The organism is Streptomyces sp. NPDC003011, assembly GCF_053591515.1.
In genome coordinates, this window is record NZ_JBSFTY010000019.1 from 1 (window position 1) to 16,710 (window position 16,710).

At 72.8% G+C, this 16,710-nt stretch carries 10 protein-coding genes and 3 pseudogenes; 4 read left to right on the forward strand and 9 right to left on the reverse strand.

The window, feature by feature from the left end; all coding sequences use genetic code 11:
• Together ACWD0J_RS12565 and gcl are read right to left on the reverse strand one after the other, a co-directional pair.
• A partial coding sequence (locus tag ACWD0J_RS12565; RefSeq protein ID WP_451495813.1) for a glutamine amidotransferase-related protein occupies positions 1-79 on the reverse strand: 79 nt, incomplete at its 3' end.
• Between the two features lie 16 nt (positions 80-95).
• Positions 96-1,841, reverse strand: a pseudogene (gene gcl / locus ACWD0J_RS12570) (glyoxylate carboligase); the annotation flags it as partial.
• 157 nt (positions 1,842-1,998) lie between these two features.
• Between gcl and ACWD0J_RS12575 the strand changes: the two are divergent.
• Entirely contained in the window at positions 1,999-2,685 is a 687-nt protein-coding gene (locus ACWD0J_RS12575; protein ID WP_451495758.1) for a hypothetical protein, read from the forward strand.
• A gap of 183 nt (positions 2,686-2,868) precedes the next feature.
• Here the strand turns inward: ACWD0J_RS12575 and ACWD0J_RS12580 are convergent, their stop codons facing one another.
• The 6 genes and pseudogenes from ACWD0J_RS12580 to ACWD0J_RS12605 all read right to left on the reverse strand — a co-directional run bounded on the left by ACWD0J_RS12580 (position 2,869) and on the right by ACWD0J_RS12605 (position 10,929).
• Entirely contained in the window at positions 2,869-3,966 is a 1,098-nt protein-coding gene (locus tag ACWD0J_RS12580) for a lytic polysaccharide monooxygenase auxiliary activity family 9 protein (protein ID WP_451495759.1), read from the reverse strand.
• Between the two features lie 118 nt (positions 3,967-4,084).
• On the reverse strand, positions 4,085-6,259 hold the full coding sequence (locus ACWD0J_RS12585; protein ID WP_451495760.1) for a glycoside hydrolase family 3 protein: 2,175 nt from the start codon (positions 6,257-6,259) through the stop codon (positions 4,085-4,087).
• Between the two features lie 164 nt (positions 6,260-6,423).
• Positions 6,424-7,551: a GH12 family glycosyl hydrolase domain-containing protein gene (locus ACWD0J_RS12590; RefSeq protein WP_451495761.1), complete on the reverse strand. Its 1,128-nt coding sequence runs from the start codon at positions 7,549-7,551 to the stop codon at positions 6,424-6,426.
• A 267-nt stretch (positions 7,552-7,818) separates the two neighbouring features.
• The gene (locus ACWD0J_RS12595; protein WP_451495814.1) at positions 7,819-8,841 is read right to left on the reverse strand and encodes a LacI family DNA-binding transcriptional regulator; all 1,023 of its coding nucleotides are present in this window, start codon (positions 8,839-8,841) and stop codon (positions 7,819-7,821) included.
• Between the two features lie 131 nt (positions 8,842-8,972).
• Positions 8,973-9,262, reverse strand: a pseudogene (locus ACWD0J_RS12600) (AMP-binding protein); the annotation flags it as partial.
• Positions 9,259-10,929 carry an AMP-binding protein gene (locus ACWD0J_RS12605; protein ID WP_451495762.1) on the reverse strand — a complete coding sequence of 557 codons (1,671 nt, stop codon included), beginning with the start codon at positions 10,927-10,929 and terminating at the stop codon, positions 9,259-9,261. The pseudogene ACWD0J_RS12600 and the gene ACWD0J_RS12605, both read right to left, overlap by 4 nt.
• A 130-nt stretch (positions 10,930-11,059) precedes the next feature.
• Here ACWD0J_RS12605 and ACWD0J_RS12610 point away from each other — a divergent pair.
• From ACWD0J_RS12610 to ACWD0J_RS12620, 3 genes and pseudogenes are all read left to right on the forward strand, one after another.
• A pseudogene (locus ACWD0J_RS12610) lies at positions 11,060-11,257 on the forward strand (LuxR C-terminal-related transcriptional regulator); the annotation flags it as partial.
• 155 nt (positions 11,258-11,412) lie between these two features.
• The gene (locus tag ACWD0J_RS12615; RefSeq protein WP_451495763.1) at positions 11,413-14,223 is read left to right on the forward strand and encodes an AAA family ATPase; all 2,811 of its coding nucleotides are present in this window, start codon (positions 11,413-11,415) and stop codon (positions 14,221-14,223) included.
• Between the two features lie 268 nt (positions 14,224-14,491).
• Positions 14,492-15,283, forward strand: coding sequence for a S1 family peptidase (locus tag ACWD0J_RS12620; RefSeq protein ID WP_451495764.1), 792 nt, complete (start codon positions 14,492-14,494; stop codon positions 15,281-15,283).
• 267 nt (positions 15,284-15,550) lie between these two features.
• Here ACWD0J_RS12620 and ACWD0J_RS12625 read toward each other — a convergent pair whose 3' ends face one another.
• Positions 15,551-16,678, reverse strand: coding sequence for a winged helix DNA-binding domain-containing protein (locus tag ACWD0J_RS12625; RefSeq protein ID WP_451495765.1), 1,128 nt, complete (start codon positions 16,676-16,678; stop codon positions 15,551-15,553).
• Between the last annotated feature and the right edge of the window lie 32 nt (positions 16,679-16,710).

A 16,710-nucleotide genomic window follows, 5' to 3' on the forward strand; every position in this document is an offset into this window, starting at 1 on the left:
CGTACGCCACCTGCATCGACTGCATGCCGAGGCAGACGCCGAAGACGGGAACGCCGGTGTCGGCGCAGTGGTGCACCATCTCGACGCAGACACCGTGGCTCGGTCGCGATCTCCTCGAACTCGACGACCTCGCCGATGTCGTTCGTCCTCGACATCGCGATGTTGGTGACCCGCTCCAGGATGGCCTCGACGACCACCGGCACCCGGTACTCGGCGGCGAGCTTCTTCGCCTGCTCGAAGGCCGCGCCCAGCTCGTTCGGGTCGGTCACCCGGATCGCCTTGCAGCCGAGGCCCTCGGCCACCTTGACGTGGTCGACGCCGTAGACGCCCAGTTCGGGCGAGTTGACGTTCTCGAACTCCAGGCTGACCTGGAAGTCGATGTCGAACGCCAGCTGCGCCTGCCGGATCAGGCCCAGGTAGGAGTTGTTCACCAGGACATGCACGTACGGGATGCGGTGCTGGGCGCCGACCGCCAGCTCCTCGATCATGAACTGGAAGTCGTAGTCGCCGGACAGCGCGACCACGGAGGCCTCCGGGTCGGCCCTGGCGACGCCGAGCGCGGCCGGAACGGTCCAGCCGAGGGGGCCCGCCTGGCCGCAGTTGATCCAGTGGCGCGGCCTGTAGACGTGCAGCAGCTGGGCGCCGGCGATCTGCGAGAGGCCGATCGTGGAGACGTACCGGGTCTCCGGTCCGAAGGCCTTGTTCATCTCCTCGTAGACGCGCTGCGGCTTGATCGGGATGTCGTCGAAGTGCGTACGGCGCTGGAGCGTGGCCTTCTTCTCCTGCGTGGCGGCGGCCCACGCGGAGCGGTCGGGCAGCGCGCCCGCCGCCTTCCGCTCCCTGGCCACCGTCACGAACAGCTCCAGCGCGGCCTTGGCGTCGGAGGCGATGCCGTAGTCCGGGGCGAAGATCCTGCCGATCTGGGTGGGCTCGATGTCGACGTGGACGAACGTCCGTCCGGCCGTGTAGACGTCGAGCCTTCCGGTGTGGCGGTTGGCCCAGCGGTTGCCGATGCCGAGGACGAAGTCGGACTCCAGGAAGGTCGCGTTGCCGTAGCGGTGCGAGGTCTGGAGGCCGACCAGGCCGGCGTTCAGCTCGTGGTCGTCGGGCAGGACGCCCCAGCCCATGAGGGTCGGCACGACCGGGACGCCCGTCAACTCGGCGAATTCCACCAGCAGGTCGCACGCGTCGGCGTTGACGACACCGCCGCCGGCCACGATCAGCGGGCGCTCGGACGCGTGCAGCATCCCGAGCGCCTTCTCGATCTGGGCGCGGCTCGCGGCGGGCTTGTAGGCCGCCAGGGGCTCGTACGTCTCCGGGTCGAACTCGATCTCGGTGAGCTGGACGTCGATCGGCAGGTCGATGAGGACCGGGCCGGGGCGGCCGGAGCGCATGAGGTGGAAGGCCTGCTGGAAGACGCCCGGAACCTGCGCGGCCTCCAGGACGGTGACCGCCATCTTCGTGACCGGCTCGGCGATCGAGGCGATGTCGACGGCCTGGAAGTCCTCCTTGTGGAGCACGGCGGTCGGAGCCTGGCCCGTGATGCACAGGATCGGGACGGAGTCGCCGGTCGCGGAGTACAGACCGGTGATCATGTCGGTGCCGGCGGGGCCGGAGGTGCCGACGCAGACGCCGATGTTGCCGGGGCGCGTCCGGGTGTAGCCCTCGGCCATGTGCGAGGCGCCCTCGACGTGCCGGGCGAGGGTGTGGTGGATGCCGCCGGAGGCGTTGAGGGCCGCGTAGAAGGGGTTGATCGCCGCGCCCGGGACACCGAACGCGTCGGTGATGCCCTCGCGCTTGAGGATCTCAACTGCCGCGCGGGCAGCGGTCATTCGAGCCATCGAGTACTCCTGCTTCGACTGCCGGATTCGCACTCCCGTCGCGCCCCGCGGTGAGGAATTCCGTATGGTGGAAATATTCTTCTGCTATCTGGAATTAATGTAGAGGGGCGCGTGAAGACCGTCAAGAGAGGGACAGGCGGGGGGTTCCTGGAGGACGATGTGGGCCATGTCCGAGAGCGTCCCGGTGCCCTGCCCGGCCTGCCGGCGCGAGCATCTCTACGCGGCACCCTCGTATCCGTGCGCGTGCGGGGCGCCCGTCGCGCCGACGCTCGATCCGCACGGGACGACGACGGCCGTCACCCGTCGGGTCTGGGACGACGAGTGGATCACCGTGCGCTGCGCCGCGTGCGACCGTGAGGGCCAGTGGCCGCGTCCGGAACTGGGCTGCCCCTGCGGGACGGTGCTGCGGATACCGGTGGCGCCGGCCGGCGCCGTTCCGGCCCAGCCCACGGACGGCTCGCCGCGCCGCCCCTTCCGGCCCGTCACCATCCGCACCGCCCGGGACGCCGTCACCGCCACCGCCCGCTACCTCCGCTGGCTCGGCTACCGGGACATCCGCCGCGCCGACCAGCGGCCCCCGGCCGGCATCGGCATCGCCGCCCGCGGTCTGGTCGCGCAGGTCGACCCAGCCGTACGGCCGGCCTCCCTGCGGGACGTGGAGTGCCTGTGGCTGACGGCCATGACGGAGTCCGCCGCGTGCGTCTACTTCTCCCTGACCGGGTACGCCCCCGACGCCCGCGCCCGCGCCGACGCACTGGGCATCCCCCTGTTCGTCCTCGACCTCACGGGCACGCCGCGGCCGGTGAACGACCCCGCCGGCGAACTGCACGCCACCGGCGTCTGACCCGCACGGCGGGGCCGGCCCCACGCGATGCGGACACCGGCCCCGCCCTATGCCGCGCCGAAGGCGCTAGGAGTCCGATGAAGATCTTGAAAACGCGTCCGGCTTGCCCCAGTTCAACCTGATTGACATTTACCGGCAACTTGGGGTGTACCGGGTGCTCGAAGCAAGATCTTCAGGAGACTCCTAGGGGGTGACGCAGTCGATCGTGCCGACCGGATGGTCGTTGCCGGTCGAGGTGGCGGTGAAGCCGAAGGTGACGCTGCCGTCGGGCGCGACGGTCCGGTTGTGGTCGACGTTCCTGACCGTGACCGTGCCGTCGGAGCCGGTGCTCAGCGCGCCGTTCCACAGACTGCTGATCTTGGTGCCGGTGCCCGGTTTCCATTGGACGGCCCAGCCGTCACGCGGTGCCGTGCCGTGGTTCATGACCTCGACGGAGCCCTGGAAGCCGCCGCTCCAGGAGTTCGTCACGGTGTACACGGCCATGCACGAGCCGGTGTGCGGATCGGAGGGCGTCGGCGTGGGCGTCGGCGTGGGCGTCGGGGTCGGGGTCGGGGTTCCGCCCGAGCCGCGGATCCCGGTCACCTCGCCGTTGCCACCGTCGAAGACGACGTCCGAGCAGGAGAAGAAGTTCTCCTGGCTGTCCGACCGCACCCACTGGATGAACATGACCGCGTCGCCCGAGCGGCCCGAGGGCAGCTTCAGGTCCCAGTAGTAGTGGCCGCTCTCGGAGCCCACCGAGCCCGACTGGGGCGGGTTGGTGACCGTCTGGATCAGCTCCAGGTCGCCCCAGCCCAGCGGGGAGGCCGGTGAGTAACCGGGCTTGGACATGTACACCCGGAAGTCACCCGGGTGTGCCGCCCAGTTGCTGTGCCGGACCCTGACCGTCGCCCCGGAGGTGAGGTGCGTACGGGGCCAGTCCGCGCGGGCGGCGTTGTAGCCGGTGAAGTTGTACGGGGAGCGGTCGCCCGCGCTGCACAGCTTGCCGTCCGGGACGTAACCCGCGCCGCGTCCGCCCGCGTTGGAGTCGAGCACGGCGAACCAGTTGTACAGCGACGACGCGCCGCTCTCGGCGAGCGCTGCCCGGCACGCCGGGTTCGTCGGGTCCAGCGAGCCGGTGCTGGTCTTGGCGTCCAGGTAACAGAGGTAAGTCCGCGATCCGGGCATCATCGTCACACCGTGCGCCTGCGCGTTGCCCTGGCCCAGCAGGGCCAGCCCGATTCCGCCGAGCAGGGTCGCCAGCACCGCCGCCAGTGAAACCAGTTGTTTCTTGCCTCGAGCCATGGGGTCTCCTGTGCCTTCGTGGGGATCTTTTGTCGGGTCTTTCTTCTCTCCTTGCGGTCCGCTGCCGGGTTGCGGCCCTCGCCCGTCCGGGAAAGGGCCGCCGGACGGGCGAGGGGTGTCAGGAGCCGGTGCACCGCGGCGTGGGCGTGCCCGCGTCACCGGCGGCGGTGCGGCCGGACGAGGTGGTGGCGCCGGGTCGCAGGACGCCGTGACCGGCGACGGTCCGGGACACGGCGGCCGTGAACGGGGCGGTACACGCCTCAGGCACGGACTCAGGACCCGCCGCGGACTCCGCCACGGACTCGGGGCTCGCCACGGACTCCGCTACGGACTCGGGACCCGCCGCGGACTTCAGACCCGCCGCAGGCCCGGGAACCGCCCCAGGCCCGGGACCTGCCGCAGGCCCGCCGGTGACGAGGCCGGCGCGCGTGCCGTAGGTCAGGCCGTGTCCGTACGGGAAGAGCGGGCTCTTGCCGTCGCCGTCGTTGACCGGCTGCTGGGAGGCGGCTCGCATCCACGTCACGGGCAGTCTGCCCGTCGGGGCGTGGTCGCCGAAGAGCACGTCGGAGACGCCGCCGCCCTCGGTGCCGGGCAGCCAGGCGGCCAGCAGGGCCCGCCAGTCGGGCAGTTGGGCGGCGATGTCGAGCGGGCGGCCGGAGACCAGCACCACGACGACGGGCACGCCGCTCGCCTTCAGCCGGGCGAGGGTCTGCTGGTCCTCCTGGTCCAGCCCCATCCCGCCGGGCCGGTCGCCGCGCATCTCGGCGTACGGCGTCTCCCCGACGACCGCGACGGCGGCCGTGTAGCTGGAGTCGATGCCGTTGCCGTAGCGGTCGTAGGTGACCCGGGAGGGAGCGGTGGCGGCGGCCCGGATGCCCTGGAGGACGGTGGTGCCCTCGGTGACCGGGCCGCTGCGGCCCTGCCAGCCCAGGGTCCAGCCGCCGCTCTGGTTGCCGATGTCGTCGGCGGACTTCCCGGCCACGAACAGCTTGGCGTCCTTCGCCAGCGGCAGCACCCCGCCGTCGTTCTTCAGCAGCACCTGGGAGGCGCGTACCGCCTGCCGGGCCAGCGCCCGGTGCTCGGCGGAGCCGACCCCCGAGGTGGCGGAGCGGTCGGTGAGCGGGCGCTCGAACAGGCCGAGTGCGAACTTCTTGGTGAGGATGCGGCGGTTGGCGTCGTCGACGCGCGCCTGGGCGATCCGTCCGGCGCTCACCTCGCCGCGCAGCAGGGTGAGGAACCTCCGGTAGTCGTGCGGGACCATCACCATGTCGACGCCGGCGTTGACGGCCGTGGTGATCTCGGCGCCGGTGAAGCCGCTCTGCCCGTCGAGCTGGTCGACGGCGGCCCAGTCGGAGACGACGAACCCGCCGAAGCCCAGCTCGCCCTTGAGCACGTCCGTGACCAGGTACCGGTGGGCGTGCGACTTCACCCCGTTCCAGCTGCTGTACGAGAGCATCACCGAGCCGACGCCCCGCCGGACCGCCTCCTGGAAGGGCGGCAGGTGGACGGCGCGCAGTTCGGCCTCGGACAGCTGCGTGTCGCCCTGGTCGACGCCGCCGGCGGTGCCGCCGTCACCGAGGTAGTGCTTGGCGGTGGCGAGCACCGAGGCCGCGTCGCCGCCCAGGCTCTGCCCCTGCATGCCGGTGACGAACGTGGCCATGGAGGCGGCCAGTTCGGGCTTCTCGCCGAACGACTCGTAGGTGCGGCCCCACCGGTCGTTGCGGGCCACGCACAGGCAGGGCGCGAAGGACCAGTCGATGCCGGTGCCCGCCACCTCTTCGGCCACCGCGCGCCCGACGCGCTGCACCAGCGCCGGGTCGCGGGTGGCTCCGAGGCCGATGTTGTGCGGGAAGAGCGTGGCGCCGCGCACCGCGTTGTGGCCGTGCACCGCGTCGATGCCGTAGATCACCGGGATGCCGAGCGGGGTGCCGAGGGCGGTGCGCTGGAGGGAGTCGTAGGTGTCGGCCCAGGTCTGGGGGTTGTTGGGGCTGACCGTGGAGTCGCCGCCGGAGAGCACCGAGCCGATGCGGTGGGCGGCGAGGTCGGACTGCGGGACCAGCGCGTCCTTCTCGACCTGCGTCATCTGGCCGAGCTTGTCGTCGAGCGTCATCCGGGACAGCAGGTCGGTGACCCGGTCCGCCACCGGCAGGGCGGGGTTCTGGTACGGCAGAGCGGCGGACACCGCCGGTGCGGGAGGCGCGGCGCCGGTCAGGCCGGTCACGGCGAGGGCGGCGGCGCACAGGGCCGCGACGAGGGCGGGCCGGCGCGCGGACGGTAGGGGGCTCGGGCTCATGGCAAGGCAGCCTTTCCGGGTGCGGGCCGCAGGAGCGGGCAAGCGCGGGGTGTCCGCCCCGGGGTCCACCCTGTCGGCGCAGGGAAGTGACGGGCGTGGACCCCGGGGCGGTGCGGAGTGCGGTCCGGTGCGGAGTGCGGTCCGGTGCGGAGTGCCGCACCGGGTCAGGCGCAGGCGGTGCCGTTCAGGGCGGACCCGGCCGGCTGGGCGAACGTGCCGCTGTAGGTGCCCTGGAAGCCGAAGGTGCGGCTGCCGCCGGGCGCGATCGTCCCGTTGTGCGCCAGGGCGTTCGCCGTCACGGTCCCCGAGGACGGGGAGACGGTGGCGTTCCAGGCCTGGGTGATCCGCTGTCCGGCGGGCAGGGTGAAGGCCAGCCGCCAGGGCTCCACCGGGGACGGACCGGTGTTGGTGACCGTGACGTCGGCGGTGAAGCCGCCGCTCCAGACGTTCGTCGCGTACGTCACCCGGCAGGCCGCCGCGGGCTCCCCGGGATCGCCCGGACCACCCGGGGTACCGGTGTTGACGGTCGACGAGAAGGAGTTCACCGCGAGCCCCGCGCCGTTCTGCCAGGGCTCGAACCCGGCCTGCACGCTGGTCAGGTACCAGTCGTTCTGCGCCATCCCGCGGGAGACGGTCTGCCGGACGAAGTCCATGACGTCGAAGCTCCAGCTGGTGATCGCCGACGGGGCGACGAAGGAGATCACGTCGTTGGAGCCGTTGTTGCCCGTCCACACCTGCCAGCTGCGCCCGCCCACGGTGGCCGTGCCGACCTGGGAGCCGATCGGCTGGATCGGGCCCACCCGGTTGAACCAGATCATGATCTCGGTGCGGTTCACCCCGTCGGTGCGGGGCGTCGGGTCCAGCCAGATGTCGTACGAGGCGTTGTACACGGCGCCGTCGACGTAGCCGTACGAGATGCTGCTGGGCGCGCTGGAGATGCCGCTGATCCGGGCGGGCAGGCTGGTCCCGGGCGAGCAGTTGGTGTAGTGGCAGCCGTTGAAGACGGACGGGTACGACTTCGGGGCGCCGTTGGTGGGCACCGAGCCGTCGGCCTGGCTGAGCCGGAAGCCCGTGTCGGTGGCGGTGACGCACTGCGTGGCGCCGGTGCCCCAGCGGTTGTTCTGGACGACGTAGCGCCCCTGGATGACGGTGGTGCCGTACTGCTCGCAGAGCGTGGTGTCGGCCTGCGCCGCCGGCGCGGCGGTCACCAGGGCAGCCACGGTCGCGAGAGCGGTGAGCAGCGCGCCGCACAGGCCGCGGACGGTTCGGGGACGGTGGGGTGACGATCGCATGGGGGCCTCTCTGGGAGGGACGACCGGGTCGGGTGACGCGCACTCTGGAGCGCTCCCACCCACAGTGGGTGGGAGCGCTCCCACTGAGTGGTTTCGCTCGGACTGTAGGAGCCCACTCATGACCCTGACAACCCTGCGGGAGCCATTACGTTCGACGGGATTTCGAAGTGCCAGCTCACCGGAGTGCGGCCGGAAAGGGATCAGCTCCCGCGCGCCCGGGACGACTGGGAGCGCTCCCGAGAAAGGGGGTCGCGGCGGGGCGGCGGCTCAGGCCGAGTCCCGGACCACCAGGCGGGTCCGCAGGATGACGTGGCGCCAGGCCACCTCGGGCTGTTCGATCTCCTCCAGGAGCAGGCGCACCAGGGTCCGGCCGATCTCCTCCAGCGGCTGGCGGACGGTGGTCAGCGGCGGCTCGGTGTGCTCGGCGAGCGCGAAGTCGTCGAAGCCGATCACCGCGACGTCGTCCGGCACCCGTCGGCCCGCCGCGCGCAGCACCTCCAGTGCTCCGGCGGCCATGGTGTCCGACGCGGCGAACACGGCGTCGAGCCGCGGGTGCCGCTCGATGAGCGAGGCCATCGCCCGGCGCCCGCTGGCCTCGCTGAAGTCGCCGCCGGCGACCAGGGAGGGACCGGCGTCGAGCCCGGCGCCGGCCAGCGCCTCCCGGTATCCGCGCAGTCGGCACTGGGCGACGTACATGCCGGGCGGGCCCGTGATGGTGGCGATGGCCTCGCGACCGCCCCGCACCAGGTGGGCGACCGCCGCACGGGCGCCGCCGACGTTGTCCGCGTCGACGTAGGTGACCTGCTCGTCGTCCGAGCGCCGGCCCAGCAGCACGGTGGGCAGCCCGGCGTCGGCGAGCATGTCCGGCAGCCGGTCCTCGGCCCGCACCGACATCAGCAGGACTCCGTCGACACGGCCGCCGCGGGCGTACTCGACGAAGCGCTTGCGTTCGGTGTCCGTGCGGACGAGCGTGAGCAGCAGTTGCACCGCCGTGTCGGACAGGGCGTCACCGACCGCCCGGACGACCTCGGAGAAGAACGGCTCGCCGAACAGCCGCCAGTCCGTCTCCGTCACGGCCAGCGTGACGGCGTCCGCGCGCCGCCCGGCCAGGGAACGCGCCGCCAGGTTGGGCACGTATCCCAGTTCGGTGATGGCGCGCTGCACCGTGCGGCGGGTGGATTCCCTCACGCCCGCCGCGTTGTTGATGACGCGGGAGACCGTGCCCCGCCCCACACCGGCGAGGGCGGCCACCTCCTCCAGCGTCGGCGTGCCGGGACGCCGCCTGACCATAGACACCCCCAGAGCCCTCGATCCTACGGGCCGCGCCCTTGATGATCGAACGCTCGGGCACCGGTTTCGGACGCCGCCGGACGCGCGTCAGTCGCGGTACCTCTCCCGCAGCTCCGCCTTCCGCCCCTTGCCATGATCGCGCCGAGCCGGGCGGTGGCGTACCGGACGAGCACCCACTCGGGGCAGGTCACCGCCCAGGTGCCCACCCGGTCGCCCCGGGACCCCGGCGGCGAGCAGGGCGTACGCCGGTTCGTCGACGTCCGCGGCGAACCGGGCGCAGGTCCAGCGCCGCCCGGACGGCACGTCGACGAGGGCCTTGCGGTCCGGCCGGGCCGCCACCCGCGCGGTCCGGGGCGGCACCGATGGTGTCGCCGAGGAGCGCCGTCCCGCTGGTTCCGTGCGTATACGGGGGCGCGCTCACCGGAAGTCCTCCTCTCGGTACTCGGCGTCCGAGCCCGCGGCCGTGGCCTCGCGCAGCTCGATCCGGCGGATCTTGCCGGAGACGGTCTTGGGCAGGGGCGCGAACTCCAGGCGGCGGACCCGCTTGTAGGGCGCGAGGACGTCACGGGAGTGCTCGAACAGCACCTTCGCGGTGCCGGGGCCGGGCTCCCAGCCCTCCGCCAGCACCACATAGGCCTTCGGCACGGCGAGCCGCAGCTCGTCCGGCGCGGGCACCACGGCCGCCTCCGCCACCGCCTCGTGCTCCAGCAGCGCGCTCTCCAGCTCGAACGGGCTGATCTTGTAGTCGGAGGCCTTGAAGACGTCGTCGGCGCGCCCGACGTAGGTGAGGTGGCCGTCGGCGTCCCGGGAGCCGATGTCCCCGGTCCGGTAGAAGCCGCCGGCCATCGCCTCCGCCGTACGGTCGGGGTCGCCGTGGTAGCCGGTCATCAGGCCGACGGGCCGCGTGGACAGGTCGAGCGCGATCTCGCCCTCGGTGGCGCCGGGCGCGCCCGACACCGGGTCGAGCAGCTCCACCCGGTATCCGGGGCTGGGCCGTCCCATGGAGCCGGTCTTCAGCGGCTGTCCCGGGCTGTTGGAGACCTGGACCGCCGTCTCGGTCTGCCCGAAGCCGTCCCGGACGGTGACGCCCCAGGCCCGGCGGACCTGCTCGATGACCTCGGGGTTGAGCGGCTCGCCGGCCGCCACCGCCTCGCGCGGCGGGACGCGCAGCTGGGTCAGGTCGGCCTGGATGAGCATGCGCCACACGGTCGGCGGGGCGCAGAACGTGCTCACGCCCGCGCGGTCCATCTCCGCCATCAGCCGGGCCGGGTCGAAGCGCGTGTAGTTGTGCACGAAGACGGTCGCCTCCGCGTTCCACGGCGCGAACAGGTTGGACCAGGCGTGCTTGGCCCAGCCCGGCGAGGAGATGTTCAGGTGCACGTCGCCGGGGATGAGGCCGATCCAGTACATGGTCGCCAGGTGCCCGATCGGGTACGAGGCGTGGGTGTGCTCGACGAGCTTGGGGCGGGCCGTCGTGCCGGAGGTGAAGTACAGCATCAGCGGGTCGTCGGCCAGGGTCGGGCCGTCGGGCAGGAACTCGGCGGAGGAGGCGTACGCGTCCTCGTACGGCTGCCAGCCCGGCGGTACGCCGCCGACGGCGGTGCGGGTGTAGTCGCCGGGCACCTCGTCGAACTTACCGGCGTCCTCGGCCCGGGCCAGGACGTGCCGCACGCGTCCGCGCCCGACCCGGTCGCGCAGGTCGGCCGGGCCGAGCAGCGGGGTCGCCGGGATGACGACGGCCCGCAGCTTCATGGCGGCGAGCGCCGTCTCCCACAGCTCGGCCTGGTTGCCCAGCATGACGAGGATCCGGTCCTCGGCGCCGACCCCGCGCTCGCGCAGCAGGTGGGCGACCCGGTCGGACCGCTCGGACATCTCGGCGAAGGAGAGCCGGACCTCGCTGCCGTCCTCCTCGACGATGTGCAGCGCGGTCCGGTCGTTCCCCCGCGCGATCTCGTCGAACCAGTCGAGCGCCCAGTTGAAGTGCCGGGGGCGGGGCCAGGCGAAGCCCTCGTAGGCCGTGGCGTAGTCCTCGCGGTGTTCCAGCAGGAAGTCCCGCGCGCTGCGGAAGAGCTCCGTCGCCTTCGTCATCTGTCGTCCTCCTCGGTCCCGGCACCGTTGCCGGGCGGCTCTCTGCCATCGTGTAATCCGTGTCGCGGGTCTCACTACCCCCGAACGGGGGTGTGTGCCGCGGTGAAGGGGCGAGTACGTGGCAGCGGAGGGGTCCCGACCGGCACCCCGGGAGGTGGATGTCCTCGCGTGGGTGGCCGCCGGGGCGACGAACGCGGAGGCCGCCGAACGGCCGGGGGTGACCGTCGAGACGGTCGAGGCCTCCCTCGGATCGGCCATGCGGAAGCTTGGGGCGCGTACGCGTGGGGAGGCTGTCGTCGGGGCACGCCGAGCGGGCTGGCTGCCGTAGGACTGGCTCGAATCGATCGGTCGGTCGGCTATCCATGCTCGCGCGCTCTGAATTTGTCCATGCGGTCACGTTGTTATTTCCCTCACCACCTCGTCCATCCGAATTCCAAAGACCGATGCCTAATATTGGCCAGGACACGACACACGGAGGGAGCGGTGACCGTGCGACGGGACCTCAAGGAGCCTGCCAGGTGCCGCCCCGAGCTGCTGATCGGCAGGGAGGAGCTGTTCACGGCGGCGCGTGAGCAGCTCGTCCGCGGCGGCAGCGTGCTGCTCCACGGCCCGGCCGGAATAGGAAAGTCGACCGTGCTGCGGACTTTGGCCGCGGAATACGCCGCCGCGGCCCGCACCGTCTTGCGCTGCTCGGCGACCGAGTCCGAATCCCACCTCCCCTTCCTCGCCCTCGCCGACCTCCTCGGCCTGGTCGTCGACCGGGTGTCCGGCCGGCTGCCCGCCGCCCAGCGCACCGCCCTGGAATCGGCGCTCACCGGCCGCGGAGAGTCGACGCTCCAGCGTGACGGGCTGGCACTGCGCCTGGCCGTCCTGTCCGCCCTGCGCGCGCTCGCCGCCGAGGGACCCGTCCTGGTCGTCGCCGACGACCTCCAGTGGCTGGATCCGGCCAGCGCGGAACTCCTGGGGTTCGCCGCCCGCCGCCTCGGCGACACCTCGGTGCAGCTGCTGTGCGCGGTGCGGACCGAGGGACAGGAGTACGACCGTCATCTACGCGCGTTGCCCCCGGACAGCGTGGCCGTCCGGCTCAACCCGCTCTCCCGCGTCCAGGTGGCCGAGCTCCTGGACCACCGCGGCTACACCGGCCTGCCCCGCTCCACCGTCCGGGACATCCACCGCACCAGCGGCGGCAACCCCCTGTTCGCGCTGGAACTGGGCCGGGCGCTGGCCGAGAACCCGACCCCGCCCCGGCCGGGCGAGCCGCTGCACGTGCCCACCTCGCTGCGGGCCCTGGTACTCAGCCGGCTGGAGATGCTGTCCGCCGAGGCTCGCCGCACCCTCCTGGTGGCCAGCGCCGGCGCGCGCCCCACGCTGGCGCTGCTGCGCGCGGCCGGCCGGGACAACGCGGAGGCGGAGACCGCGCAGGCGGCGGCCCTCGGGCTGCTGGCGACGGATCCGGAGGAGCCCGCCGTACGGTTCGCGCATCCGCTGATCTCGGCCGCCCTGTACGCGGAGGCGCCCGCGCAGGAGCGGCGGGCCGTGCACGCCGCGCTGTCCACGGCCGCCTCCGATCCGATCGAGCGGGCCCGGCATCTGGCGCTGGCGACCACCGGCACCGACCCCGAAGTGGCCGCGCGGCTCGCCGAGGCGGCGGCGCAGGCCCGGGACCGGGGGGCTCCGTCGGTGGCCGCGTCCCTCGGGCTGCTGGCGGCCCGGCACGCCCCGGCCGACACCGTGCCGGGCCCGGACGAGCGCCGCCTGCAAGCCGCCGAGGACGCGATCACCGCCGGTGAGGTGGACCTCGCGCGGGACATCGCCCGCGAGGTGCTGACCCGGGCGACCGTGCCCGCGGACCGGGTGCGGGCCTGGATGGTGGTGATCGAGGCGGCCGGCCAGGCCCTCGGTGACGTCGACGCCGTGTTCCCGCAGGCGCTCGCCGACGCGGGCGACGACCCCGGGCTGCTCGCCCTGGTCCACTACCAGCTGGCCTGGCGCGGCCTGGTCGTGCAGGGCGACTTCGCGCAGGGCCGGGAGGAGGCGGCGCACGCGGCCCAGCTGGCCGCCCGGGCCGGTGACCGGCGCAGCGAGCTCCTCGCGCTCGCCTTCCAGGCCCAGGCCGAGACGCTGATGGGCCACCCGGACGCGGCCGCGACCATCAAGCGGGCGCTGCGGGAACCGCAGGACCCGCAGGTCGCCTGCCACCACAACGGGCCGGGCCTGGTCCGGTTCCGCTGGCTGCTCATGAGCGACCAGCTGGCCGAGGCCCGCACCACCGTCACCGCGCTGCTGCGCGAGGTGCGGCGGCGCGGCATGGTCGAGAGCGAGGTGCACTTCCTGCGGCTGCTCGCCGAGACCGAACTGCGTTCCGGGCACTGCGGACGGGCCCTGGAACTGGCCCGGGAGAGCCTGCGGCTGGCCCGCGACTCCGGCATCGGCGAGGTGGCCTCCGCACTGCTCACCTCGTTCGCGGAGGCGGCCGGCGGGGACGTGGACCGGGCGCTGGCCCTGGCCCGGGAGGCCGCGGAGCACGCCGAGGTGGACGGCGACCAGATGTACGTCTCGCGCGCCCTGGCCGCCCTGGGGCACGCCCAGCTGGTGGCCGGGGACGCCCCCGGAACGGTCCGGTCGCTGCGCCGGGTGCGGGAGCTGGAGCTGGGGCTCGGCATCACCGACCCGGCCCGGGGCCGCTGGCACGGTGACCTCGCCGAGGCCCTCGTCCGCACCGGTGAGCTCGCCGAGGCGCGGGACCTCATCACGGTCACCCGCGAGCACGCGTCGCGGCTGGGCCGCGAGGGCGTGCTCGCCGTCCTGGACCGGGCGGAGGCGCAGGTGCGCGCGACACGCGGCGAACACGAGGCCGCACTCGTGCAGTTGACGTCGGCTCAGGACCGGCTGGCCAAGCTGGGCTACGGCCTGGAGGAGGCGCGGGCCGCGTTCGCGCTGGCCGCGCTGCGCACGCGCCGGACCGGGCCGGCGTCGTACGACGAGGCGGCGCGGCTGTTCCGGCGCTGCCGGGCGCTGCCCTGGCTGCGACAGGTGGAGGCCGCCGCGGTACCGCCGCCGGCGGAGCCGGTCGTGGCCCCCTCCCCCGCGCTGGACGCGCTGGACGGGCTGGCCTCGATGGAGCGTCAGGTCGCCGCGCTGGTCATGGAGGGCGCGACCAACCGGGAGATCGCCGGACGGCTGTTCATCAGCGTCAAGACGGTGGAGGCGACCCTGACCCGGGTCTACCGCAAGCTCGGGATCCGGTCCCGCGTCGACATCGTCAGACTGGCGGCGGGCCGTCGTACGACGTGAGTCCCGCGGATGTGACATGAGTCCCCGGATGTGACGTGAGTCCCGCGGATTTCCGGTGTGTTGCTTCCCGTCGCGCGGGGTTTGACCGGGGTTGACCGAGGGTTTTCCCTGCCCAACTCCCTTAGGGGGTTCCCTCATTGGGAAGGCAACGGCCGGGTCCTAGCGTAAGGGACGTGCCGCTCGCCCGGTACACGAGGGCCGGTCCCGCGACCCTCGTGCTCCCCCCACCCGGGCGACCCCCCACCGGCAATTCCCCATGAGGAGAGTCATGCTCGGGCTCAACCGCGCCAAGAAGTCCGCCGCCGTCGTGGCGGCCACCGCTGCCGCCGCCGCGACCGCCCTGCTCGGCGCACCCGCCGCCGTCGCCGCACCGCAACCCATCGTCGGCGGTACGACGACCACGACGACCGCGTACCCGTTCATGATGCAGATCACGGACGCGTCGCAGAACCAGTTCTGCGGCGGCACCCTGGTGTCACCCACCAAGGTCGTCACCGCGGCCCACTGCATGGTCGGCGAGACCACCAGCAGCGTCCGCGTGGTCGGCGGCCGCACCTACCTGAACGGCACGAACGGCACGGTCGCCCGAGTCAGCAAGATCTGGGTCCACCCGAGCTACACCGACGCCACCAACGGCGACGACGTGGCCGTGCTGACGCTGTCGACGTCGATGCCGTACACCACGGCGTCGTACGTCTCCTCCACCCAGACGAGCGTGTACGCGGCCGGCACCACCGCCCGCATCGTCGGCTGGGGCACCACCTCCGCGGGCGGCAGCTCCTCCAACCAGCTGCGCACGGCGACCGTCCCGACGGTGTCCAACACCAGCTGTGCGAGCTCCTACGGCTCCGACTTCATCGCGAGCGACATGGTCTGCGCCGGATACACCTCCGGCGGCGTCGACACCTGCCAGGGCGACAGCGGCGGTCCTCTGCTCATCGGGGGCGTCCTGGCAGGGATCACTTCCTGGGGCGAGGGGTGCGCGGCGGCCGGCTACCCGGGCGTCTACACCCGGCTGACCACCTTCTCCAGCCTGGTGACCACGCAGGTCAACTCGTGACCGGAAAGCTTTCCTGAGTACCCCTCAGGTGAAGAACCAGGGGGCGTTGCGGGCCTCCACGAGCGGCCCGCAACGCCCTCTGTCCATGCGTTCCCCGCGCCGGAGCGAGGTGGGGATGCTGTCGGGTCAGGAGCGGCGCACGCCGGGGAAGTGACAGGTGACCCTGCACAGGTGACGTCTCGACCCGTGACGTCTCGGCCGGTGACAGGTCGCTTGGACGGGTGGCGGCGCGCTGATGACAGGTGACGGCTGGACGACCGTCGGCGGTTACCGGACGACCGTGCCGAAGCGGATGTCGTACGACGACTGCGGGTGCATCACGGTCAGCATGCGCTCCCCCTCTTCGGTCACCTCGCGTCGCTGGTCGCCGGTGAGCCGGCTGAAGGGCTCGATGACGAGGGTGGTGTCCTCCAGTTTCCACACGCCCGCCAGGAAGCCGTCGACGAGGAGCGTGCGGTAGGCCTGGTTGCCCTGCCAGGAACGGCCCCGGTGCTGTGACGGGACCACGCGGCTCCGGTCGGCGTGCGAGAGGAGCAGGTTGTCGAACTCGGGCAGGAAGCGGGGCGGGGCCGGGGTGTCCGGGGCGGGGCGGGGAGCGTCGGGGAGGTCGAAGAGTTCGACGCCGTGTTCGTCGCGGAAGGTGACCAGTCCCGGGCGGAGGCGTTCGAAGGCGTCCCGCAGGCGGGTCAGGCCGGCCCAGGTCTGCATGTCCTTGACGGAGGCCGGGCCGAAGGCGGCGAGGTAGCGCAGCACGGTCGCGTCGGGGGCGGGCGTGGGCCGCGCGGGGCGGCCCAGCCAGTGCTCGGCGGTGGTCAGGGCGACCTGGCCGCTGAGGCCCCACAGTCCGCGCGGGGTCACCTGGACCAGCGGCAGTGTGCAGCGGGCGGCGATCGCGAGGGCCTGCGGATCGGCGTCCGGCCACTCGGCCAGCAACGCCTCCCGCAGCTGCTTCATGGTGCGCGGCTCGGCCTCGACGAGGTCCCGGGCCAGGGCGGCGAGCCGACCGAGGCCGACGCCCTGAAGTCCCCTGCGGAAGGCGGTCAGTTCACGGTCCCGCGCGGGCTGCACCAGGGGGCGCAGGGTGAGGCAGTCCTCGGCGGTGTGGGTGTGGATGGTCGAGCGCATGGTGACGATCCGGACGACCTCGCGGTCGGCCATCAGCCCGGACAGCTCCCCCGGGGTGAAGCCGTCGAGGCGGGCGGCCAGGGCGTAGTACGGGGGCTTCACGTTCTGCGCCTGGAGGCCGAGCAGGTGCTCGACGGCGGCCTTGGCGGACAGCGGGGCGCGACGCAGGAGCAGTTGCCGGTCGAGGGTGGCGCGGTTGAGGGCGCGGGCGTCGAGCACGGGTGCCGTGGCGGCCGAGCGCGGGGTGCCGCGCTTCGTCGTCTTCGTCATGCTCAGCACGGTAGCGGGGGTTGCGGACAGGT

What these genes read in the sequence shown, in the direction of transcription:
- ACWD0J_RS12620 (WP_451495764.1), top strand. Translation starts at nt 14,492, where the DNA reads ATGCTCGGGCTCAACCGCGCCAAGAAGTCCGCCGCCGTCGTGGCGGCC.
- ACWD0J_RS12580 (WP_451495759.1), bottom strand. Translation starts at nt 3,966, where the DNA reads ATGGCTCGAGGCAAGAAACAACTGGTTTCACTGGCGGCGGTGCTGGCG.
- ACWD0J_RS12585 (WP_451495760.1), bottom strand. Translation starts at nt 6,259, where the DNA reads ATGAGCCCGAGCCCCCTACCGTCCGCGCGCCGGCCCGCCCTCGTCGCG.
- ACWD0J_RS12575 (WP_451495758.1), top strand. Translation starts at nt 1,999, where the DNA reads ATGTGGGCCATGTCCGAGAGCGTCCCGGTGCCCTGCCCGGCCTGCCGG.
- ACWD0J_RS12605 (WP_451495762.1), bottom strand. Translation starts at nt 10,929, where the DNA reads ATGACGAAGGCGACGGAGCTCTTCCGCAGCGCGCGGGACTTCCTGCTG.
- ACWD0J_RS12595 (WP_451495814.1), bottom strand. Translation starts at nt 8,841, where the DNA reads ATGGTCAGGCGGCGTCCCGGCACGCCGACGCTGGAGGAGGTGGCCGCC.
- ACWD0J_RS12590 (WP_451495761.1), bottom strand. Translation starts at nt 7,551, where the DNA reads ATGCGATCGTCACCCCACCGTCCCCGAACCGTCCGCGGCCTGTGCGGC.
- ACWD0J_RS12625 (WP_451495765.1), bottom strand. Translation starts at nt 16,678, where the DNA reads ATGACGAAGACGACGAAGCGCGGCACCCCGCGCTCGGCCGCCACGGCA.